Source organism: Armatimonadota bacterium, assembly GCA_031459855.1.
Classification (GTDB): domain Bacteria; phylum Sysuimicrobiota; class Sysuimicrobiia; order Sysuimicrobiales; family Humicultoraceae; genus Fervidifonticultor; species Fervidifonticultor primus.
The window spans coordinates 1,255,771-1,278,452 of record JAVKHP010000001.1; the positions used below are offsets into that span (position 1 = coordinate 1,255,771).

Here is a 22,682-nt window from a genome sequence, read left to right on the forward strand (position 1 = left end):
GGTGCGCCGTGACGCCGAACGTGCGTAGCGACTCGGAGAGGCCTGGGTGGAGGGCACACGACGATGCGAGGATCCGGAGGGCACGTGCGGCTGGGAGTACTGTTGCTGGTAGCGGGGTTGGTGGTCCTGGGGACCCAGGGCAGTGTGTTGGGGGCACCACGCACCCCCAGAGACACCCTCGTGGTGGCCCAGGGCTTCGACCCCAGGTGCCTCTCACCGCTGTTCGGGACCGCCCAGCCGGACAAGAACGTCAGCGGCCAGGTGGTCGAGCGCCTGGTGACGTTCTCGCCCGACTCGCTGGGGTTCCTCCCCGAGCTGGCGATTCGGTGGGAGAAGACCGCGGCGGATACACTGCGACTGCACCTGCGGCGGGGTGTGCGCTTCACCAACGGCGAGGAGTTCAACGCCCACAGCGTCCGCTACAGCCTGGAGCAGATGCTGCAGGCGCGCGCTCTGGCCTTCTTCGTGTCGGCCCTACGAGGCGTCGACGTAATCGATCTGTACACCGTCGACGTCAAGGCGAAGGGACCGACGTCCGAACGACTGATGCTCACGGCACTGGCCATGGGATCGTTTCAGTATCCTCCCGCCTACACGGAACAGGTCGGATTGCTGCGCGGCTTCTGCCAGCGTCCGGTCGGTACCGGTCCGTTCAAGCTGGTGGAGTGGGTCAAGGACGACCGCGTCGTGTTCGAGGCCAACCCTGACTACTGGGGTGGGGCGCCCCGCATCCGGCGCCTCATCATCCGTCCGATTCCTGAGGGCGCAGCCAGGGTCGCGGCCCTGCAGGCTGGCGACATCGACATCGCCACGCTGTTGCCACTCGACGCCTACGAGCGCGTGGCCGGCGATCCCAGCCTGACGACGTACTCCATCCGTGGCATGCGGGTCTTTGGGCTGATGCTGGCCCAGAAGTGGGAAGGCCCGCTGCGAGACAAGAAGGTGCGCCAGGCCCTGCAGTACGCCATCGACACCAACGCGCTCATCCGCTCGTTGCTGAAGGGACGAGCCCGTCGGCTGGAGGGACAGCCGCTGACGCCCGAGTACTTCGGCTATCAGCACGACTTGAAAGCCACGCCCTACGACCCCGAGCGGGCCAAGAGACTCCTTGCCGAAGCAGGCTATCCCGCAGGGTTCCAGGTGACGTTCAAGTACCCGCACGGGCGGTACCCGCAGGACAAGGAACTCAGCGAGGCGATTGCGGCGCAGCTCCTCAAGGTGGGGATCCGCACGCAGCAGGTCGTCATGGAACCGGGAGAGTTCTTGACGCAGCTGAGTCAGCTCGGACTGCGGGACATGTTCTTCTTCGGGACGTTGCCACCCCCCGACGCGCACTTCATGCTGACCCAGTACGTCTGCAACTTCCGGTACGCTTACTGGTGCCGCCCCGATTTCGACCAGCTGATGGCGAAGGCCGGGGCCACGGCCGACGACCGGGAACGGCTGCGCCTGTACCGCGAGATGCTGCTCCTCATGCAAGACGATCCACCACACGTGCCGTTGTTCGCCCAGTCCGACCTCTACGCCACGGCCAAGAACGTGGCGGGCTGGCGACCGTACAAGGACCAGTCGCTGTACCTGGCCAAAGCCTACAAGCGGGACTGAGGGACGTGGCGCAGTCGACGCCAGCCGTGGACGCGATGGCGTTCCACCGGGAAGCCATCGTCATCGACATGTGCACGTTCTACTTCCAGGGATGGTCGCCGGAGGTCGCCGCGAGCGGCGCCACGGCGCTCAACGTGACGGTCCCCGAAGTCACCGCATCCTGGGAAGAGGCCCTGGCGGCGCTGGACGCCCACCACGCGCTGCTGGCCCGCGAGCCCCACCGCTGGGTGCACGTCCGGACGGCGGGCGACGTGACGGCTGCAAAGGCAGCAGGGCGCACCGGCGTGATCTTCGGGTTCCAGAACGCCGCGCCGCTGGAAGGAGACCTTGGACGGATCCACACGCTGTGGGCCCGCGGCGTGCGCGTGCTGCAGCTGACGTACAACGAGCGCAATCAGTTCGGGAACGGGTGTCTGGTGGCCGGCGACACCGGGCTCACGCCGCTTGGGCGACGTGCGGTGCAGGAGATGAACGCGGTGGGGGTGGTCGTGGATCTGGCCCACAGCGGCTACCGGACAGCCCGCGAGGCGATCGAGGCTTCGGGCCAGCCGGTGATCATCTCTCACGCGAACCCGCGGGCGCTGGCCGACAACCCGCGAAACGTCCCCGACGATCTGATTCGAGCGGTGGCCGCCAGCGGCGGCGTGGTGGGGGCGTGCGGCTGGGGGCCGATCTGCTGGCGGGGCGGGGACGAACGGCCCGGCGTCGCCGACCTGGTGGCCCACATCGACCACATGGTCGGCCTGGTCGGTATCGACCATGTGGGACTGGGGCTGGACTCTCCCGCCGCGGGAATCGGGACGGTGGCGGCCCACGCGGCCGAGATCAACGCCAAGTACCCGGAGGTCGTCGGGCCGTTCGTGGCGCAGTTCGGGACAGGACTCGAGGGGCGGTACGCCGTGCCGCTGGAGGCGTTGCCCCGGGTGACCGAGGCACTGCTCGCGCGCGGCTACCCGCCCGAGGCGGTGCGGAAGGTGCTGGGGGAGAACTTTCTTCGGGTGTTTGCGGCGGTCTGGCGCGATGGCTGACGCCGCCACGGTCCACGCCGCCAGCATCGTCGTCGACGGCACGACGTTCTTCCTCACGAAGTTCACCGAGCGATTGATGCGCGCCGGGGTGACGGCCCTCAACCTCACGACCGCCTGGCCCGACGACGACCTCGAGCTGGCGGTCCGACGCATCGAGGACTACTACGGGCTGGTGGCCAGCGAGCCACGCGTGGCCATCGTGGAGCGTGCCGAGGAGATTCCCCGACTCAAGCAGGAGGGGCGCGTGGGACTGATCCTGGCCTTGCAGAACGCCCGCCCCATCGGTACCCGTTTGGAGCGCGTGGAGACGTTCCGACGGCTCGGCGTGCGGACGATCCAGTTGACCTACAACGAACGCAACTTCGTAGGCGACGGTTGCGCAGAACCCACAGATGCCGGCCTGAGCGCCTTCGGGCGAGCGTTGGTGCGCGAACTCAACCACGCGGGCATCGTCATCGACCTGAGCCATGCCGGCCGCCGGACATCCCTGGAAGCGATCGAGGCGTCGTCCCGTCCGTGCGTGTTCACCCACTCGAATCCGCACGCGCTGGTGCCCGTGCCGCGGAACATCACCGACGACCAGATCCGGGCCGTTGCGGCGGCAGGCGGCGTGGTGGGGTGCTCCTGCTTCCCACCGCTAGTGTGGCGCGGGGGCGATAGGCCGCCCACCCTCGACGAGTTCATCGACTGCATCGCGTATGTCGCCGACCTCGTGGGGGTCGACCACGTGGGGATTGGCACGGATTCCGAAGCGACGGCGGGGGCCTACCCGTCGGAGTTGCGCGCAAGCCTGCGCAGCAGGTACGCCGCGACGGTGGGACCCTTCCGGGACCGATTCCCCGACGGCCGGGTCGAGGGTCTGGAGGATGGGATGGCCGACTGGCCCCGCATCACCGCCCGACTGCTGGAGCGCGGGTTCTCGGTCGGGGACGTGTACAAGATCAACGGCGGGAACTTCCTTCGGGTGTTCCAACAGGTCTGGCGCTAGCTCCCCGCCCCCAACGTCCCGGGCCCGCCGCCTCCCAGCAGGATTCTGGTATGCAGATGGTATACCAAATCAGCGCATGGGGACCGGCAGGGACCGAGAGGGCCTGGGGCGGATGGGCGCCGCCTCCAAGGAGGCGGTGTACGCGCAGCTGAAGCGTGCCATCCTGACGGCGGCCGTCCGGCCGGGGCAGCCGTTCTCCGAGCGCGCGCTGGCCGCGCGGTTCCACCTGAGCCGGACGCCCATCCGCGAGGTCTTGCGGCGCCTGGAGCACGAGCATCTCATAGAGCTGGTACCGCGCCGCGGCGCGTTCGTGCGGCCGTTGGATCCGCAGGAGGTCGTCGAGATCTTTCAGGCGCGGGAGGCGGTCGAGCCGCTGGCGGCCCGGCTGGCGGCGGCCCGCGCCGACCCCGACGTCCTGGCACGGCTGCGCTGGGAGTTCGACGCGCTGGCGGTGGTCGACCGTCCGGGTGCGCTGGCGGCCCTGGTGGCGGCCGGGCGGCGGCTGCACGACGCGGTCGTCGCTGCCTGCGGCAACCGGTACCTGCAGGAGATGCACGGGATCCTCAGCGCGCAGACGGCGCGCGTGCGGCTGCTGACGCGCGAGCACTTCGCGATCGAGCGGGAATCGTACCGCTGGCACCTGCGGATCCTGGAGGCGCTGCGGCGCCAGGACGCCGACGCGGCCGAGGCGGCGATGCGCGAGCACCTGCGGCGCACCCGCGAGGCCCTGCTGCGCCGGCTGCTGGTCCCCGAGCACCGCGACGGCGACCGTCGCGCCGCATCCACCGGGCAGGGCAATCGAAGACCGCGCGCCGCGACGGCGCGGGCTGCGAGGAGGGAGCAGCATGCGTGGAGATGACCGGTTCGACCGTATGACCCGTCGTCGGTTGCTGGGGCGTGCGGCGGCGGTGGGCGCCGGCCTGTGGGTGGGCCGGACGCTGGCCCACCCGCGCTGGACCCTCGCCGCGCCCGCCGCGGGCACACCCCGGCGCGGCGGCCGCCTCACCTTCGGGAGCGCGGCCCTGCCCGCCAGCATCGAACCGCACCTGGAGGGCGCCGACATCTACCAGCGCCGCAAGTTCCTCTTCTACGAGACGCTGGTCTGGATCGACTTCGACCTGACGCCCAAGCCCATGCTGGCCGAGCGCTGGGAGGAGCGCTCGCCGACCGAGTACGTGTTCCACCTGCGCCGTGGCGTGCGGTTCCACAACGGCCGCGAGATGGACGCCGAGGACGTGAAGTTCAGCTACGAGCGGGTGATGGATCCGCGGACCGGCTCGGGCGGACGCGGCGACCTGATCATGATCAAGAGCATCGACGTCGTCGACCGCTACACCGTCCGGTTCACGCTGCACGAGCCCACGGCCACGTTCCTCATCAACCTCGGCGGCAAGTACAACGCGGTCATCCCGCGGGACGTCCTGCGCACCGGCCGCGAGCTCCAGGGGGCGGCGGTGGGCACCGGACCGTTCCGCGTGGAGAGCTTCGAGCCCAACCGGCTCCTGGCGCTGCGGCGCTTCGAGGACTACTGGGACCGGGGCAAGCCCTACCTCGACGCGCTGGTGTTCCAGGCCATTCCCGACGAGTCGTCGCTGGTGGCGGGGCTCCGGGCGGGGCAGCTGGACATGGTGCAGTTCGAGAGCGGCGTGAACTTCAAGCTGGTGCGCCACCTGCGCTCGCTGAACCACCTGCAGGCGCCCGCCATCCGCTGGGTGGTGCTGGACCTCGTGGGCGACCAGGAGCCCACCCGGCATCCCGACGTACGCCGGGCGATTGCGCTGGGCATCGACCGGGAGGCCGTCCTGCGCATCGCCGGCGACGGGCTGGGGCGGCGGCTGGGCGTCCTGCCGCCCGCCATGGGCTTCTGGCACGTGCCCGTGGAGAACCTGCCCAACCAGCGACGCGACGTGGCGCGGGCCCGCGAGTTCCTCCAGCGGGCGGGGCTGCGGCCGCCGGTGCCCCTGGTGATCCGCAACATCGTGGGGTTCCCCTCGCTGCTCGCGTCGGTGCAGGTCATCGCCGACAACCTCAAGGAGGTCGGCTTCGACGTGCGCGTCGAGACCGTCGACATCGGCGTGTGGATCCGCGACTGGATCGCCCGGCAGAGCCCGCCGACGATGAACGAGTGGGGCGGGTTCGTCGACCCCGACCAGGCCTTCTACCGGCACTACCACACGCCGCCCAAGGGCGTGGACTTCCGGCGCTGGGCGAACCCCGAGGTGGACCGCTTGCTGGACGAGGGCCGTGGGACCCTCGACCGCACCCGGCGCAAGCAGATCTACGACCGGGTGCAGATGCTGATGGCCGAGGACCCCATCAGCGTGCCGCTGTACGCGCCGAACCTGCTCTACAGCATGCAGCACAAGGTGAAGGGGTTCCGGCCGCATCCCACGGGGTTCCTGTACGGGTTGCGGGAGGTGTGGATCGAAGGGTAGGCAGCCGGGGGCCGGCCGCGCGAACGCCGGCCGGGCGCCCGGTGGCCCGGTGGTCCCGGAGGGCGGATGCGCGCGTACATCGCCCGGCGGCTGCTGGCGATGCTCGCCACCCTGCTCGGGGTCAGCCTCATCGTGTTTGGCCTGATGCGGCTGATCCCGGGGACGGTGGTGGAGCAACTGCTGGGGCAGAGCGCCCTGGTCGGCGAGGAGACGATCCGCAGCCTGCGGCAGTTCTTCGGGCTGGATCGCCCCTGGTACGTACAGTACGGCGAGTGGCTGGCCGGGATCGCCCGCGGCGACCTGGGGATGTCCTGGCGCAGCCACCGGCCGGTGCTGCAACTGATCGCCGCGCGCCTGCCGGTGTCGGCTGAGCTGGCGGTCCTGGCGGTGGCGTGGTCGCTGCTGCTGGGCGTGCCGCTGGGCGCGCTGGCCGCGGTGCGCCGGGGCCGGGCCTCCGACAGCGTGGTGCGGTTCGCCTCCACCCTGGGCCTCTCGGTGCCGGCGTTCTGGCAGGGCACGCTGCTGATCCTGCTGTTCTCGGTCTACCTGGAGTGGATGCCATTCCTGCAGTGGGTCCCGCTGACCCGAGATCCGCTGGGGAACCTGGCGATCGTCGCGTTGCCCGCGCTGACGCTGGGGACGGCCACCGCCGCCATGATCAGCCGCATGACGCGGTCGGCGATGCTGGACGTGCTGGGTCGCGACTACATCCGCACGGCGCGGGCCAAGGGCGCTTCCGAGCGGCGGGTGCTCGCCATCCACGCGCTGCGCAACGCCCTGATCCCGGTGGTCACGGTGGCCGGCGTGCAGATGGGCTACATCCTGGGCGGGATCGTCGTCGTGGAGGACGTCTTCAACCTGCCAGGCGTGGGGCGGTTGCTGCTGGACGCGATCTTCCAGCGCGACTACCCCGTGGTCCAGGGGACCATCCTGGTGGGCGCCGCGCTGTTCATGGGGCTGAACTTCCTCGTGGACCTCCTCTACGCGGTGATCGACCCGCGGATCACCTACGCGTGATGGCTGCTGCCGGTGCCACGCCCCCGGTGGTCGCCCGCGCGCCGGCAGGGGCCAGTACGCCCGCCGTGCGCGTGACGCACGTCTGGCGTCGGCGACTGCGCGCGAACCCGCTGTTCGCCGCCGGCGTGGTCATCATGGCGGTCTTCGTGCTGGCCGGGCTGGCCGCGCCCTGGCTGGCCCCCTACGATCCCATCGCCGTCGACGCCCAGGGGATGTTCCAGCCACCGTCCCGTCCGCATCCGTTCGGCACCGACCGCTTCGGCCGCGACCTGTTCAGCCGCGTGCTCTATGGTATCCGGGTCTCGCTGGGGATCGCCGCCCTGGCCATCGGCATGGCCGCCCTCGCCGGGGGCGTGCTCGGCCTGGTGGCCGGGTACGTCGAGCGCGGGGTGGACCAGGTCCTGGGCCGCGTGATGGACGTCTTCTTCGCGTTTCCCTCGGTGCTGCTGGCGCTGGGCATCTCGGCGGTGCTGGGGGCCGGGGTGACCACGGTGGTCATCGCCATCGCGGTGGTCTACGCACCGCTGTTCTTCCGCGTCATGCGCGGCAGCGTGCTGGCCGAGAAGCACCTGGCCTACGTCGAGGCGGCCGCGGCGGTCGGCGCCGGCCCCTGGACCATCATGACCCGGCACATCCTGCGCAACTGCCTCTCGCCCATGATCGTGCAGATCGCGGTGTCGCTGTCCTACGCGATCCTCATCGAGTCGGCGCTGTCGTACCTGGGCGTCGGCGTGCAGCCGCCGACGCCGTCGTGGGGCACCATCCTCAACGAGGGCAAGGAGTTCCTGCCGATCTCGCCGTGGATCTCGCTGTTCCCCGGGCTGTTCATCATGTTCTCGGTGCTGTCGTTGAACTTCATCAGCGACGGGCTGCGCGACTACCTGGATCCGCGGGTGAGGGGCTGATGGGCTGCCGCGCAGGCGGAAGCGTGCGGGCCCGGTGGCGGCTGGCGCCTCGTCGGCGGGTGCGTGCCCCGCGGGCCACGCATCGAGACGCCGTCCGATGAGGCCGGTGCGCATCGCGCTGGTCGGCGCCGGGAACTTCGGGCGCCTGCACGCGGCCGTGCTGGCCGATCTGCCGGGGGCCGCGCTGGTGGCCGTGTGCGATCCGGACCCTGCAGCGCGGCGTCTGGCCCGAGCCGCGATGGCCAGCGCGTCGATGGGCACGGGACCGCGGGCTGCGGCTGCGGCGCCCGCCGGGGCGGAGGTGGTCGCCGCCGGCCGCGACGATGCGCTGCAGGAGTTTGACAGTTTCGATGCGGTCCTGGCCCGGGCCGACGTGGACGCGGTCGTTCTGGCCACCCCGGAGCACCTGCACGCGGCGCAGGCGATCGCAGCGACGGAGCGCGGGTGGGACGTGCTGGTCGAGAAGCCGCTGGCGCTGACGGCGGCGGATGCCCGCGCGGTGGCCGCCGCGGCGGCGCGCACAGGGCGTCTGGTCATGGTGGGCACCGTGCTGCGCTTCAGCCTGCCGCACCGGCAGCTGGTGGAGGCCGTGCACGCGGGCGCGGTGGGCCGGGTGCGCCACGTGCGCAGCGCGCGCTACGTGAGCGCGTCGTGGTTCGCGCGCACGGCGGTGCATCCCGCCCTGCGGGCGGCCATCCACGACATCGACCTGGTGTTGTGGCTGACGGGCCGCCGCGTGCGGGCGGTGGCCGCCGCGGCGCACGCGCTGGCCGGCGAGACCCGCCCCCGCGCCGTGGTGGCGCTGCTGTGGTTGGACGACGGCGCCAGCGCCGTCGTCGAGGCGCACTTCGTCGTGCCCCCGTCGTACCCGGCCACCACCCTGCCGCCGGAGCGGCCCGGCGTGCGCGCCGGCCTGGTCGAGGTCGTCGGTGAGGTGGGCCTGGCGCGACTGGACGACAGCGCCGGGCTGCAGCTGTGGGGCGAGGGCGGGGCGTACGCCCCGGATCTCCACGTCGTCCCCCGGGTGGCGAGCCGGCCGGTCGGCGCGCTGCGGGCCGAGGTGGAGCACTTCGTCGCATCCGTTGCGGCGCGGGCGCCCTCGACGATGGTGCCGCTGGACGATGCCGTGCACGCGGTGGCGGTGGCAGAGGCCATCGCCGCCGCGGCGGACTCCGGCGGCGTCGTGTCGGTGGACACCTGACGACAGGCCAGTGACGCTGACGAGAGGAGGCGTTGGGGCATGAGCACGCCGTCTGTTCCCCTACCGGCGGTGGCGCCACCCGACCGGGTCGGCGGCCTGCGCGAGGACGAGCTCACCGCCTTCCTGGCCCAGCCCTGGAACGCGCGTCTGGCGACCATCACGCCCGCACAGACGCCATACGTCGTGCCGGTGTGGTACGAGTACGACCCGGTCGAGCGCGTGTTCTACGTCGTGGCGCGCGAGCGGTCGGCGTACGTCGAGCACATTCGGCACAACCCCGCCGTGGCGCTGCACATCGCCGACGACATCCACCTGGAGCACACCCGGGTGCTCGTCGAGGGCGTGGCCGAGATCGTGGAGGGCCCCACGCCCCCGGCGCAGAGCCCCCGGTTGCACGCGCTGGCCGTGCGGCTGGCGCGCAAGTACCTGGGCGATCGCGGCCCCGAGTACGCCGAGCGCACCATGGACCGGCCACGCTACCTCATCCGCATCACGCCCCGGCGGTGGCACACCTGGACCGGCCGCGAGTGGGCGCGGAAGTACCGTGAGCCGGCGCGCTGACGCCACACTCGACGCGCGCCGCGTCGAGCGGTGTCTGACGCCGGACGAGGTCGTCGGTCTGGCGCGACGCCTGGTGGCGACCCCAAGCTACGCGGCCGACCACGGGTGGGAAGCCGGCGTCGCGGCCGTGCTGGAGGAGGTGCTGGGCGCCGAGGGCCTGCAGGTGCGCTGGCAGCCCGTCGTCGCCGGACGGGAGAACCTGCTGGCCGTGTTGCCAGGGATGTGCGCGGGTCCGCCTCTGCTGGTCCTGAACGGCCACATGGACACCGTGCCGCCCCCGACCCACCCGCCGCGGTCGCCGTTCGCCGCCGAGGTCGCCGACGGCCGCCTGTGGGGTCGGGGCGCTGCGGACATGAAGGGCGGGCTGGCTGCGCTCGTCGGCGCCCTCCTCGCGCTGCGCCGCGCAGGCGTGCAGCCGCCCCGCCCCATCGTGCTGGCTGCGGTCGTGGCGGAGGAGAGCGGCAACCTGGGGACGGCAGCCCTGGTGCGGTCGCGCGCTGGCTGGTGGCCGACGGAACCGTCGCCGGCCCAGGGCGTCGCAGCGCCGCGCGTCGACACGACGTCAGCGGCCGGTGCGGGTGACGCAGGCCCGGTGTCGTACGCCGTCGTCGCCGAGCCCACGGGGCTCGACGTGGTCACCGCGCACAAGGGCGTCGACCGCTACCGCATCACGGTCCGTGGCCGCGCGGCCCACAGCAGCACCCCCGACCGGGGCACAAACGCCATCGTGCGGGCCGCGCGCCTGATCGTGGCCCTGGAGGATCGGCTGCGCCAGGCGGACGACGAGCCGCCGCACCCGTTGCTTGGCCGGGCATCGTACAGCATCGGCACGATCCAGGGCGGGGTGAGCCGGAACGTGGTGCCCGACCGGTGCGTCTTCCAGATCGAGAAGCGCTACCTGCCCGGCGACAGTCCGCCGCGCATCCGGGCGGCGTTGGAGCGGCTGGCGACAGACGTGCTCGGGCCGGACGTCGCGGTCGTCGAGCGGGAACCGGAGTTCGAGACCGTCCCCCATCCGCCCCTGGAGGTGGCGGCCGACCATCCGCTCGTCCAGGCGGTCAGCGCGGCGGTGGCCGACGTGCGTGGTCGCGCGCCGGCGCTCGTGGGGCTGCCGGGGTTCACCGACGCGGCACTGCTGCAGGCTGCCGGCATCCCCGCGGTCGTCTGCGGCCCCGGCGACCTGGCCGCAGCCCACACCGACGACGAGGCGGTGCCCCTAGACGACCTCTGGACGGCGGCGCGTGTCTACATCCGGCTGGCGCTGCGGGTGATGGCGGCCGTGGCCTGAGGGCACGCGCCGTAGGTCACAGGCGCAGCTCGCCGTCCTCCAGCAGCACGACCCCGTCCAGCCGCAGCGTCGGGCGGTTCATCATGCCGTCGAAGTGCGCTGCGGCTTTCGTGGTCCCGCCCAGGTTCGCGCTGGTCCCGATGCCGATGTGCACCGTGCCGAAGGCGCCGTGATCCTGCGCCCAGACGCCGGTGAGGATCCGGATCGCCGGGTTCAGGCCGATGGCGAGCTGCGCGATGTTGTAGACGGCGGCATCGGCCAGGCTGGCCCACACCTGCCGGATCAGCCGCGCTTCGTGCCCACCCTGGACGTCCACGATCATCCCGCGCTCGACGGTGCAGACCACAGGTTCCCGCAGCAATGCGGTCTTCAGGCGCAGGTTGGGGATGCTGCCGTCGAAGACCAGCACGCCCTGCGCCGTCCCGTCCACCGGCGCGATGTTGGCCTCGATGTTGGGGAAAGCCGAGAACTTCCCCGGCCGGTCGAGGATGCAGTCGTGGGCGTTCCCCGTGCGGCCCCGCAGGTCGAAGGTGCAATCGGTGCCGGCGGGCGTCACCAGGTGTGCGGTGGTGGCACGGGTCAGGCGTGCGGCGACCTCCCGGACCGTCGGCGCGGCCGCCTCGAAGTCGGCCTCGGCGCCTCCCCGCACGAGCTGGTCGGGGGTGACTGCCGGTAGGGACAGGACGCGCGTCCCGCGCGCCAGGGCCTGGCGCACCGCGGTCGAGTGGCTGATCGAGTAGGACACCGGTACCAGCGCCACGTCTGCCGCCTGCAGCGCGGCGGCGACGATCGCCGGCGGCTCGTCCCCGTCCACCTGCCGCGGCGTCATGACCGTCGTCACCACCTCGGGGGTGATCTCCAGCGCAGCTGCGGCCAGCGCCTCGGCCACCGGCACGGTGTCGGTGTCCGCCACGATGGCGACCTTCTCGCCCGGCCGCACCCGGGCCAGCGTGTGTACGACTTTGCGTGCGCCCGTCATGATCCCAGCCAGCACCACGAGCATCCCTCCAGACGTCAGCGTCCTGCTACGTATGCCCTGCCGGTCGCGCCCCGGCACGGCGCCAGGGGCGTCGCGGGATACCGTCCCCGTTCACACCCGCCCCAGACGCCGACGCAGCGCCGGCGCGAGCACCAGGCCCGCCGTCGCCGCCAGGAAGGCGACCGCCAGCGGGCGCGTGACGAAGATCAGCATGCTGCCCTGCGAGAGCAACAGCGACTGGCGCGTGGCTTCCTCCAGGGTCCGTCCCAGGACCAGCGCCAGGACCAACGGCGCGGCGGGGTAGTCGAAGCGGCGCATCACGTACCCCACCGCCGCGAACGCCAGGGCCAGCCACACCTCGAAGACGTGGTTCTCCAGGCTGTAGACGCCCACCACCGCGATGGCGACGATCGCGGGCAACAGCACCGCCCGGGGCACGCGGAGCACCGCCACGAACGCCGGGATCGCCAGGAGGTTCAACAGGACCAGCAGCAGGTTGCTCACGTACATGCTGGCGATGACGCCCCAGACGAACTGCGGGTGCTGCTCGAACAACAGCGGGCCGGGCCGCAGCCCGAAGACCAGCAGGCCGCCCAGCATGATGGCGGTGGCCGCCGATCCGGGCACGCCCAGGGTGAGCAGCGGCACCAGGGCACCCACGGCGGCGGCGTTGTTGGCGCTCTCGGGGGCCGCCACGCCTTCAATGGCCCCGCGGCCGAACCGCGCCGGATCGCGGGCGGCCCGTTTCTCCGCGGCGTAGGCGATCATCGAAGCGGCCGTCGCGCCGGCCCCGGGAAGGACGCCCACCAGGAAGCCGATGACCGCCCCGCGCAGGATCGCCCAGCGGCTGGCGACCCAGTCGGCCGCCGTGGGGAGCACGCCGCGCAGCCGCACGTCGGCGCGCACCACCGTCCCCACGCGGCCCTCGTGCACGGTGCTGAGGACTTCGGCGAGCCCGAAGAGGCCCACCGCCACCGGGACGAACGGCACGCCGCTCAGCAGCTTGAGCTGGCCGAAGGTGAACCGCGGCTGGCCACTGATCAGGTCGACGCCCACGGTGGCCAGCCACAGGCCCGCCAGCGTCGAGACCGCGCCCTTCCACCGGTGCTCGCCGCCCAGGTGGACGACCAGGCTGAGGGCGAGCACGAGCAGCGCGGCGTACTCGGGCGGTCCGAACGCCAGCGCGACGCGCGCCAGCGCCGGCGCGAGGACCATGAGCGCCACGACGCCCAGCGTCCCGGCGATGAACGAACCGATGGCCGCGATGCCCAGCGCCGCGCCCGCGCGCCCCTGCTGCGCCATCTGGTAGCCGTCGAGCGTGGTGACGACCGAGGCCGACTCCCCCGGCAGGTTGAGCAGCACCGACGTGATGGTCCCGCCGTACATGGCGCCGTAGTAGACGCCCACGAACATGATCATCGCGGCCGTCGCGTTGAGGCTGAAGGTCACCGGCAGGAGGATCGCGATGGTGGCGGCCGGGCCGATGCCCGGGAGCACACCGATCAGCTGACCGACGAGCACCCCGGCGGCTGCTGCCGCCAGGTTGATCGGGTGCAGCGCCACGGCGAACCCATCGAGCAGTGGTCCCACGGCTCAGAAGCCCCAGGGGCCGCGGGGCAGCGGAACCTGCAACCAGCGGCCGAACAGCCACACCAGTCCTGCGGTGAGTCCGGCCGCGGCCAGCAGGGCCGTGCGCCAGGACCCGCCCAGCAGCCGCACCGAGCTGGCCAGGAGCAGCACGAGGGTCGCGCCCGTACCGATCCGCTCCAGGAGCGCCACGGCGACCACGGTGACCGCCGCAAGCCCCCACACCACCGTCCGCGCCCCCCGCACGGCTGCGGGGAGCGCGCCCGATGTGGGTGGAGACGGTCCAGCGGGTGGTGCGGTGCCGGGCGCCCGTGCGTCGGAGAGCCCGCGCGTGCTGTCGGCTCGGCCGGTGGCCCCAGGTCGGGAGCTGGCGAGCACGCCGACGGCTGCCACCGCCAACCCGATGCCCAACCACAGGGGCGCAAAGCCCGGGCCGGGGATCCGCTCCTGCCAGTATGCCATCCGACGGGCCTCGGCGATGACGTACAGGGCGAAGGCGAGCACCGCTGCAGCCACCACGCGGTCCCAGCGGGCGTCCGCGTCGTCAGGGCGTCGCTGCTCCACGGAAGTGTCGTCTGGCCGCGTCTGGTGCGCCATCACGTGGCTCGCGGGCTCTCCGGGGACACGCCACGCCCGAGCGTGCCCCTCCGGCGGGCGCCACCAGCGGACGCCACCTGCCGCACCGCGTCCATGCCCGCGGGTGGGCCCACCCCGGGACGTCGCCCCTGGCCTCCTGCCTGGATGGTCGCGCGTCACCGCGCGCGGCCGCGCACGCCGGCGCCTGTCCTACTTGATCAACCCCAGATCCTGGAAGACGCGCCGGTACTTCTCGTTGACCTCCTCCAGCGACTTCGCGAACTCCGCAGGCCCCTGGCAGACCGGCTGCAGGACGTTGGGCTCGATGTACTCGCGCTGCCAGCGCGCGCTGCGGCACAGCTTCGCGAAGGCCTCGGCCATCACGCGCACCGCCTCCGCCGGGACCGCCGGCGGCATGACGACGCCACGGAACTGGTCCCAGACGATGTCGTAGCCCAGCTCGCGGAAGGTGGGCACGTCGGGCAGGATCTTCAGGCGCGTGGCCGCCGTCACGGCCAGCGCACGCACCTTGTTGGCCTTCAGGTGCTCCAGGGCCTCCCCCGGGTTCATCCATGCCGACGAGACGTGGCCGCCCAACAGCGCCGTGAGCGCAGGCCCGCTCCCGCCGAAGGGGATGTAGGTCAGCCGGATGTTGGCCCCGCGCTGCAACAGCCCTGTTGCCACGCGGTCGTCGGAGGCGACGGCCGAGCCCCCGACGCTGATCAGGTCGGGCGATCGCCGCGCCACCTCGATCACCTCGCGCAGCGTGCGGTAGGTCGACTCGCGCCGCACCACCAGCAGGAACACGTCGCTGGCCAGGCCTGCCACGGGCGTGAAGTCCTTGTAGGTGAACGGCGCCTGGCCCACCAGCGGCGTCGTCCAGAAGCTGGCGCTGACCGTGGCGAGGAAGTAGGGGTCGCCGCGCTTGCTGAGCACGTAGCTGTAGCCCACCGCGCCGCTCCCGCCCGGACGGTTGGTGACGGTCAGCGGCACCGGGAGCAGCCGTTCTTCCGCCATGACCTTGGCGATGGCGCGCGCCAGCAGGTCGCTGCCACCGCCGGCGCCAAAGGGCACCACGAACTCGATGGGTCGGCTGGGGTACGCCTGGGACCACGCGGGCAGCGCGAGTCCCAGGAGCACGGCGCAGCACACTGCGGCCGTCAAGGTGCGCATCGCGACTCCCTCCCTCGTTGAGCGTGCACCGCCAGCGGCGGTGTTCACCGCTACCGGCGACCGTCCCCTGTGGGACACAGATGCCCGTTCTGGAGCCAGTACCCGTCCTGGAACCAGTATATCAAGGGGCCTGCCGGGTTCTTGAACTGCGGCGGCGTGCGCGCAGCCACGGCAGGCGGTGCCGGCGCGCCCGGGCCGCTAGGGCGTGAAGATCGACAGCGGCAGGTACGCCGAGACGATCCAGTTGGGCGCATCGACGATCTCGCTGATCTTCAGGTCGACGGCCACGCTGCACAACACGTAAGCGTCCTCGCGCGACAGGCCGTAGGTACGCACCAGGTGGTCGATCATGGCCCGCACCGCGTCCTTGGCGTCCTGCATCAGGTCGGGGCCCACGGCCGTGGTGGCGTAGTAGCCCCGGGCGTCGTAGCGGGGCGTCAGCGGGCCGGGCGTACGGAACTGCGGCGCCGGCAGGCGCAGGCCCTTGCGGACCCCAAATCGCAGGGTGAACTCCATGGGACACTCGATGCCCGTGACGCACACCTCGCCGTCGCCCTGGGCCGCGTGGCAGTCACCGGCCGAGAACAGGGCGCCCTCGACCTGGACCGGCAACAGCAGCGTCGCGCCCCGGTTGAGGTGGCGGATGTCCATGTTGCCCCCGAACACCCCGGGCGGTAGCACGAAGTGCTCGCCCGGCGCGGCCGGCGCCACGCCCATCACCCCGCAGAACGGTTGCAGGGGGATCACGATGTCGTCGCGCAGGCGCGTCGAGTAGCCGTTGCGCAGGTCCCAGTGCCGGATGTACGGCGTGGTGAACTCCTCGGCCAGCAGGCCCAGGGTGGGGATGATGCCCGTCCACCCCCACTCCAGCGGCCGCAGGTCGAGGATCTCCACCTCGAGCGCGTCGCCGGGTTCCGCGCCCGTGACGTAGATGGGGCCTGCCAGGGGATAGATGCGCTCGAAGTCCAGCGACGCCAGCACCGCGGCGTCGCACCCTGGCGTCACCTGCCCGTCGGTGACGTCCCGCGTGCGGCACGTCACCGTGTCGCCGGGCTCCACCACCAGCGCCGGCGGCAGGTCCTTGTTCCACTTGTAGTGCACCCGGTCGGGGGACAGGACATGCGCGGCCATGCGATCATCCCTCCCTCGCGTCGTGCCCGTATCGATGCGGCCCCGCACACTTCTCCGGGGCCTCCACACGGCTCCTCCTGGCGGCTCCTCCTGCAGCGGCGTCCGACGCGGCACCGCACGCACCGCCGCGCGGATGCACGCCAGGCTCGCCCGGCTATGGGACCACCTCACCAGGCGGGCCGCGGCCCCGGGCGGCCCGGCGGGGTGGGGCAGGCAGCGCGTGATCGGAGCGGCGGGTCCGCGTCGTGGTGAAAGAAGCCGGTTGGCCGCGACCTGGAGTCGGCGCAGGTACTCGATCGCCTCGTCCACGAGTACTTCGAGGAGTACGCGGCCGGGACGCGGGGCGGACGTCCGGTGCGAGGGGTACCGCGGGAACCCGGGGCTGGCGCGCTGCGCGTCCGCGCGGGGGAGTGCTGCGCCGGTGTCGCGCTGCGACCGCACCGGCAGGCGTGGGCCACCGCGCATGGAACTCTCTCACCATCATGGAACACCGTCTCTTCGGCCCCACGGGCGTGTCCGTGCCCGTCATCGGCCAGGGCACCTGGCTGCTGGAGCGCGACGATCGGCGCGAGGCGCTCGCCGCGCTGCGCCGGGGCCTCGATCTGGGCGCCACCCACATCGACACCGCCGAGGCCTACGGCGACGGCGCCGTCGAGGAGCTCGTGGGGGAGGCGATCGCCGGCCGGCGCGCCGAGGTCTTCCTGGTGTCCAAGGTGCGGCCGTCCAACGCTTCGCGCCAGGGTACCGTGCGCGCGTGCGAGCGGAGCCTGCGGCGCCTGCGCACCGCGTACCTCGACTGCTATCTGCTGCACTGGCCGGGATCGCACCCGCTGGAGGACACCATCGCGGCCTTCGAACAGCTCGTGGCCGCCGGCAAGATCCGCAGCTGGGGCGTCTCCAACTTCAACGAGGACGAGCTCGCCGAGGCGGTGCGGCTGGCCCCCGGGCGGGTCGCCTGCAACCAGGTGCTCTACCACCTCGGCGAGCGCGGCATCGAGCACTACGTCTTGCCCGCCTGCGCGCGCCATGGGGTGGCGCTGGTGGGCTACAGCCCGTTCGGCCAGGGCGCGTTCCGCAGTCACCCGACCCTGGAGGCGGTGGCCCGCAGGCACGGGGCGACGCCCCGACAGGTGGCGCTCGCGTTCCTGGTGCGCCAGCCGGGCACCTTCACGATCCCCAAGGCAGGACGCGTCGCCCACGTCGAGGAGAACGCCCGCGCCGGCGCCCTGCGGCTGGCCGACGACGACATCCGGGCCATCGACGCGGCCTTTCCGCCGCCGCGGCCCCGCCGGGGGTACCTGCCGGTGCTGTGAGCCGGTCGGCGTCCAGGGTGCGTACGGATGCGCACGCTGGGACGCCCCATGTCCGCAAGGAGGAGGTCGTCCCATGTTGATCGTCGACGCCCACCTCGACCTGGCCATGAACGCGCTGCAATGGAACCGCGACCTGCTGCAGTCGGTCTACACCATCCGCACGCAGGAGAACTACACCCCGGGCAAGGGCCGGGGGCAGGGCACCGTCGCGCTCCCCGAGCTGCGCCGCGGCCGCGTGGCCCTGTGCTTCGCCACGGCCCTGGCGCGCTCGACCGGGCGCCCCGTCCCGCACCTCGACTTCCTGTCGCCCGCGCAGGCGTACGCCGTGGCTGTCGGCCACCTGGCGTACTATCGCGCGCTGGAGCGCGGAGGCCACGTGCGCGTGGTCACCGACGCCGCAACGCTCGACGCGCACATGCAGGCATGGGAAGCGTGGGAGACCACCGGGGCCCACGAGGCCACCGCGCCGCCGCTCGGCGTGGTCTTGAGCATGGAGGGTGCCGACCCCATCCTCGACCCCGACCAGCTGGACGAGTGGGTCCGGGCCGGCCTGCGGGTGCTGGGGCTCGCGCACTACGGGCCCGGCCGCTACGCCGGCGGCACCGGCACCGAGGGCGGGCTCACTGACCTGGGGGTGGCGCTGCTGCCGGCCATGCGTCGCCTCACCGTGGTGCTCGACCTCACGCACCTCTCCGATCGGGCGTTCTGGGAGGCGCTGGAGCGCTACGATGGCCCGGTGCTGGCGTCCCACAACAACGCCCGGACGCTGGCGCCGCACCAGCGGCAGTTCACCGACGAGCAGATCCGCGCCATCGCCGCCCGGGGCGGCGTTATCGGTGCTGCCTTCGACAACTGGATGGTCCTCCCGGGCTGGCGCCACGGCGACGATCCCCGGCTGGTGAAGCTGGACGACGTCGTCCGGCACATCGACCACATCTGCCAGCTGCTGGGGACCGCGCGCCACTGCGGCATCGGGAGCGACCTCGACGGCGGCTTCGGCCGTGAGGGCGCACCCGGCGACCTCGACACCATCGCCGACCTCCAGCAGGTGGCTACCCTCCTGGCGGCCCGCGGGTATCCTGCCGACGACGTGGCGGGCATCATGTACCGCAACTGGTGGGCGTTCCTGCGGCAGGCGTGGGGCGCGGGGGCGGAGCCGCCCGCCGTCACCCCGAGTACCGCAGCCGCGGATCGAGGAAGTCGCGCAGCCCGTCGCCCAGGAGGTTGAGGGCCAGCACCGTCAGGATGATGGCCGCACCGGGGAAGATGCTGATCCACCAGGCCTGCTGCACGTAGAGTTGCCCTGCGGCGATGAGCCCGCCCCAGGTGGGCACCTCGGGCGGCACGCCCACCCCCAGGAAGCTCAACGCCGCTTCGCCCAGCATGGCGTAGGCGGCGATGAAGGTGGCCTGCACGATCACCGGCGAGAGGCTGTTGGCCAGCACGTGCCGCAGCAGGATGCGGCCGCCCGAGGCGCCGATGGCCCGCGCGGCGTCCACGAACTCCTGGTGGACGATCACCAGCACCGAGGCCCGCACCACCCGCGCGACCCGCGGCGTGTAGACGAAGCTCAGCGCGACGATCACATTGCGCAGGCTCGGGCCCAGGGCAGCCATGAGGGCGATGGCCAGCAGGATGTCAGGGAACGCCATCAGCCCATCCATGACGCGCATGACGATGCGGTCCAGCCGCGGACTCGCGCCGGCCACGAGCCCGACCACCACGCCCGCCCAGACCGCCAGGACGGTGACGGCCGCGCCCACCAGCAGCGACAGCCGTGCGCCGAAGACCACCCGGCTGAACACGTCGCGGCCGAAGTCGTCGGTCCCGAAGCGATGCCGGGCGCCAGGCCCCTGCAGCCGGGCCGGCGGGTCCAGCTCCAGCGGGTCGTACGGGGCGATCCACGGGGCAGCGACGGCCACCGTGACCATGGCCGCCAGGATCGCCGCGCCCAGGCCGATGACGCGGCGCCGGCGCACCATGCGCGCCACGAGCGCCACCGCGCCGGGCCGCCGCCCGCCCGGGGCGCCTCTTGGCGTCGTCTCCCCGAGCGCCTCTCGGGCCATCTCAGGACGTCGCCGCGACAACGTGACGGTCAGGCCGTGGGGCCACCGTGGGCCGCCAGCGCCTCCCGGGCCATCTCAGTACTTCACCCGCGGGTCCACGGCCAGGTAGAGGAGGTCGACCACGAGGTTGATCATCACGTAGCTGGTGGTCACCACCAGCGTCACGCCCTGGATCACCGGGTAGTCCCTGCGCAGCACCGAGGAGACCACGAGCTGGCCGATGCCCGGGATCGCGAAGACCGTCTCGGTCACCACCGCGCCGCCCATCAGCGCCGCGAAGGTGAGTCCCACCACGGTGAGGATCGGCACCAGGGCGTTGCGCAGGGCGTGTCGGAAGATCACCACGCGTTCTGCCAGGCCCTTGGCCCGCGCCGTGCGCACGTAGTCCGCGCTGATGACGTCCAGCAGGCTGCTGCGCACGAAGCGGATGATGAGCGCGGAGTTCGGGAGTCCGAGCGCCAGCGCCGGCAGGAGCAGGTGGCGGACGCTGGGCCACAGCCCCTCGGTGAGGGGCTTGAACCCCGACGAGGGCAGCCAGCCAAGCCCCACGGCGAACACCACGATCAGCGACAATCCCAGCCAGAAGCTGGGCACGGCCGCGCCGAGCAGCGCCAGGGCCAGGCTGGCTTGGTCGAGCCAGGAGTTGCGGAAGAGGGCGGAGACGACCCCGACGGGGATGCCAATGCACAACGCCACGGTGATGGCCAGCAGCGCGAGCATCACCGTGGGGCCGAGGTGCTGCGCGATGATCCACCGCACCGGCAGCCGGTTGAAGTACGAGACGCCCAGGTCGCCCCGGACCGCCCGTGCCACCCACAGGCCGAACTGGACCACCAGCGGCCGATCCAGGCCCAGGTGGCGGCGCAGGGCCTGCACCTGTTCGGGGCGGGCGTCTTCGCCCAGTAGCACCCGCACCGGATCGCCGGGCGTGAACCGGGTGAGTCCGAACACCACGGCGCCGACCACCAGGAGCACCGGGATCAGTGCCAGGATCCGCCCGGCGAGGTAGGCCGTCACGACGACTCGTGAGCGGGCGGCACGGCCGCCCTCCGCTGCTCCGGTGCCGTGGAGTGCTCCCGCGCGCAGTCGGTCTGAACCCCGGGCCAGGGCCCGTGCGCCCCGCCGCCCGCGGGCCTTCGTCTACAGCCGGTACGCCTGGACCGCCGGTGCGCGCCTGGCATCCCCGCGCGTCTGCAGGGAGGACGGGGCCCGCCGGGTGCGCCTGCTACCCGCAGCTCACCCCGTCCGTCCGCCGGTCACTTGATCGCCGGCAGGTTCCAGGTGACGAACCACGGCGCGGGCGTGAAGCCCTGGAGCGCCTTGGCCCGCAGGTGCACGAAGAAGAACTCGCCGGTCTTGACCCAGCTGGCCTCCGTGTAGACCAACTCGTGCAACCGGTGCCAGAGGCGCTGGCGTTCCTGCAGGTCGACCGCCCGGGTGAACTGCCGGAAGAGTTCGGTCTTGGTCGGCGAGTCCCACCAGCCAGGGTAGGCCGGGCTGAAGACGTCGATGAGGGCCGGGTCGGGCACGAACCCGTGGCCGGTGGTGAACATCTCCCACTCGCCTGGCCGGGCGCGCCGCTCGACCACGCCCGCCCACTCGTAGACCTGCTGGTCGATGGTGAACCCGGCGCGGCGCAGCTGGGTCGCCGCCACCGTCGTGGCCTTGAACATCCAGTCGTACTGCAGGGTGGTGAGCCAGCGAATGGGCTCGCCCCTGTACCCGGCTTCCGCTGCCAGCCGCTTGGCCCGCTCCACGTCGCCCACGTTGTACCACTCGGCGCCGGCCTCCGAATACCAGGGCGTGCCGCGCGGGTAGAGGCTGGGCGACAGGGCGTAGAGGTCGGGGTTGCCGATGGTCACCTGCAGGATCGGCTGCATGTTGAGGGCCACCAGGATCGCCTGCCGCAGCTTCACGTTGGACGTGAGGGGCGACTTCTTGTTGAAGAAGAACACCAGCCAGATGCCGCGGTCGACGATCTCCGGCACGACCCGCGGGTCGGCCTTCAGCTGCGCGTAGAGGTCGGTGCTGATGCTGTCGGCCACGTCGAACTCGCCGGTCTGGACGCCCGCGATGCGCGTGGCCACGTTGCCCACCGGGTAGAACACGACCTCGTCGGCCAGCGGCTCGCGCCGCCCGGCGTAGAGGTTGGGCGTCTCGGTCCGCGGGCTGTACTTGGTCCACCGGGCCAGCCGGATGTGCCGGTTGGGCACCCACTCCACGAAGCGGTAGGGCCCGGTGCCGATGAACTCCTTCACCGGTCCCACCGGCGTGGCCTCGGCGATCTCCTTGGGCATGATGGCGGCCATGGAGCTCGGCAACGCCAGGAAGGCCAGCAGCGGCGCGAACGGCTCCTTCAGGCGCATCACCACCGTGTACTTGTCCTGCGCGGTCACCGCGTCCACCGACTGGTAGACCACCGCGCCGCGCGAGCCGACCTTGCCCCAACGGTTCAACGACGCCACCACGTCCTCGGCGGTCAGCTCCTTGTCGTTGTGGAAGAAGACGTTGCGCCGCAGGCGGAAGGTGTACGTCCGGCCATCGGGGCTGATCGTGTAGGAGTCGACCAGCATCGGTTGCGGCCGCCAGCTGCGGTCGAACGCGAACAGTCCCTCGAAGATCGAGGCGCCGACGTTGGCGGTCACGCCCACGGTCGTCGCCGAGGGGTCGAGGGTCGGCGGCTCGCCGATCAGCGCGAACCGCAACACGCCACCCCGCCGCGGCGCGGGCCCCGCCGTCGAGGCGGTGACGGCTACCAGCAGGGCGATGAGCACCAGGGCTCCCACGAGCTGGGTGCCAGGCCGACGGATCATGTCGATCCCCTCCCAG

At 72.1% G+C, this 22,682-nt stretch carries 20 protein-coding genes; 12 read left to right on the plus strand and 8 right to left on the minus strand.

Translation table 11 applies throughout. From position 1 onward, the window contains the following. Nucleotides 1–63: 63 nt before the first annotated feature. The 10 genes from QN157_05765 to QN157_05810 all read left to right on the plus strand — a co-directional run bounded on the left by QN157_05765 (nt 64) and on the right by QN157_05810 (nt 11,028). Nucleotides 64–1,605 carry an ABC transporter substrate-binding protein gene (locus QN157_05765; GenBank protein ID MDR7555098.1) on the plus strand — a complete coding sequence of 514 codons (1,542 nt, stop codon included), beginning with the start codon at nt 64–66 and terminating at the stop codon, nt 1,603–1,605. A gap of 5 nt (nt 1,606–1,610) precedes the next feature. Beyond that, nucleotides 1,611–2,633 carry a membrane dipeptidase gene (locus QN157_05770; protein ID MDR7555099.1) on the plus strand — a complete coding sequence of 341 codons (1,023 nt, stop codon included), beginning with the start codon at nt 1,611–1,613 and terminating at the stop codon, nt 2,631–2,633. After that, entirely contained in the window at nt 2,626–3,621 is a 996-nt protein-coding gene (locus QN157_05775; protein MDR7555100.1) for a membrane dipeptidase, read from the plus strand. The genes QN157_05770 and QN157_05775 overlap by 8 nt, the downstream gene beginning before the upstream one ends. A gap of 136 nt (nt 3,622–3,757) precedes the next feature. Then, nucleotides 3,758–4,480: a GntR family transcriptional regulator gene (locus QN157_05780; GenBank protein ID MDR7555101.1), complete on the plus strand. Its 723-nt coding sequence runs from the start codon at nt 3,758–3,760 to the stop codon at nt 4,478–4,480. Beyond that, entirely contained in the window at nt 4,467–6,056 is a 1,590-nt protein-coding gene (locus QN157_05785; GenBank protein ID MDR7555102.1) for an ABC transporter substrate-binding protein, read from the plus strand. The genes QN157_05780 and QN157_05785 overlap by 14 nt, the downstream gene beginning before the upstream one ends. 66 nt (nt 6,057–6,122) lie before the next feature. Then, the gene (locus tag QN157_05790; protein MDR7555103.1) at nt 6,123–7,073 is read left to right on the plus strand and encodes an ABC transporter permease; all 951 of its coding nucleotides are present in this window, start codon (nt 6,123–6,125) and stop codon (nt 7,071–7,073) included. After that, a complete protein-coding gene (locus QN157_05795) occupies nt 7,073–7,978 on the plus strand; it encodes an ABC transporter permease (GenBank protein ID MDR7555104.1) in 906 nt (301 codons plus the stop codon). Before QN157_05790 ends, QN157_05795 begins: the two co-directional genes overlap by 1 nt. Before the next feature lie 106 nt (nt 7,979–8,084). Continuing rightward, nucleotides 8,085–9,179: a Gfo/Idh/MocA family oxidoreductase gene (locus QN157_05800; GenBank protein ID MDR7555105.1), complete on the plus strand. Its 1,095-nt coding sequence runs from the start codon at nt 8,085–8,087 to the stop codon at nt 9,177–9,179. 39 nt (nt 9,180–9,218) lie between these two features. Next, nucleotides 9,219–9,740, plus strand: coding sequence for a pyridoxamine 5'-phosphate oxidase family protein (locus tag QN157_05805; GenBank protein ID MDR7555106.1), 522 nt, complete (start codon nt 9,219–9,221; stop codon nt 9,738–9,740). Continuing rightward, nucleotides 9,724–11,028, plus strand: coding sequence for a M20 family metallopeptidase (locus tag QN157_05810; GenBank protein ID MDR7555107.1), 1,305 nt, complete (start codon nt 9,724–9,726; stop codon nt 11,026–11,028). The genes QN157_05805 and QN157_05810 overlap by 17 nt, the downstream gene beginning before the upstream one ends. 16 nt (nt 11,029–11,044) lie before the next feature. Here QN157_05810 and QN157_05815 read toward each other — a convergent pair whose 3' ends face one another. The 5 genes from QN157_05815 to QN157_05835 form a co-directional block, all read right to left on the minus strand. Further along, nucleotides 11,045–12,025, minus strand: coding sequence for a hypothetical protein (locus tag QN157_05815; GenBank protein MDR7555108.1), 981 nt, complete (start codon nt 12,023–12,025; stop codon nt 11,045–11,047). Between the two features lie 93 nt (nt 12,026–12,118). Beyond that, nucleotides 12,119–13,597 (minus strand): tripartite tricarboxylate transporter permease, encoded by a 1,479-nt coding sequence (locus tag QN157_05820; protein ID MDR7555109.1) that lies wholly within the window; start codon nt 13,595–13,597, stop codon nt 12,119–12,121. A gap of 3 nt (nt 13,598–13,600) precedes the next feature. Continuing rightward, nucleotides 13,601–14,158, minus strand: a complete 558-nt coding sequence (locus tag QN157_05825; protein ID MDR7555110.1) for a tripartite tricarboxylate transporter TctB family protein — start codon at nt 14,156–14,158, stop codon at nt 13,601–13,603. Nucleotides 14,159–14,380: 222 nt separating this feature from the next. Next, complete coding sequence (locus tag QN157_05830; protein ID MDR7555111.1) at nt 14,381–15,343, minus strand: tripartite tricarboxylate transporter substrate binding protein; 963 nt, start codon at nt 15,341–15,343, stop codon at nt 14,381–14,383. 198 nt (nt 15,344–15,541) lie between these two features. Further along, on the minus strand, nt 15,542–16,474 hold the full coding sequence (locus QN157_05835) for an acetamidase/formamidase family protein (GenBank protein MDR7555112.1): 933 nt from the start codon (nt 16,472–16,474) through the stop codon (nt 15,542–15,544). 482 nt (nt 16,475–16,956) lie between these two features. Here QN157_05835 and QN157_05840 point away from each other — a divergent pair, with 482 nt between their 5' ends. Together QN157_05840 and QN157_05845 are read left to right on the plus strand one after the other, a co-directional pair. Then, the gene (locus tag QN157_05840; GenBank protein ID MDR7555113.1) at nt 16,957–17,787 is read left to right on the plus strand and encodes an aldo/keto reductase; all 831 of its coding nucleotides are present in this window, start codon (nt 16,957–16,959) and stop codon (nt 17,785–17,787) included. A 73-nt stretch (nt 17,788–17,860) separates the two neighbouring features. Continuing rightward, nucleotides 17,861–19,015: a membrane dipeptidase gene (locus QN157_05845; GenBank protein ID MDR7555114.1), complete on the plus strand. Its 1,155-nt coding sequence runs from the start codon at nt 17,861–17,863 to the stop codon at nt 19,013–19,015. Here the strand turns inward: QN157_05845 and QN157_05850 are convergent. From QN157_05850 to QN157_05860, 3 genes are all read right to left on the minus strand, one after another. Continuing rightward, on the minus strand, nt 18,954–19,853 hold the full coding sequence (locus QN157_05850; protein ID MDR7555115.1) for an ABC transporter permease: 900 nt from the start codon (nt 19,851–19,853) through the stop codon (nt 18,954–18,956). The genes QN157_05845 and QN157_05850 overlap by 62 nt on opposite strands. Before the next feature lie 75 nt (nt 19,854–19,928). Then, nucleotides 19,929–20,870 (minus strand): ABC transporter permease, encoded by a 942-nt coding sequence (locus QN157_05855; protein MDR7555116.1) that lies wholly within the window; start codon nt 20,868–20,870, stop codon nt 19,929–19,931. Nucleotides 20,871–21,109: 239 nt separating this feature from the next. Beyond that, entirely contained in the window at nt 21,110–22,666 is a 1,557-nt protein-coding gene (locus QN157_05860; protein ID MDR7555117.1) for an ABC transporter substrate-binding protein, read from the minus strand. Nucleotides 22,667–22,682: the final 16 nt, after the last annotated feature.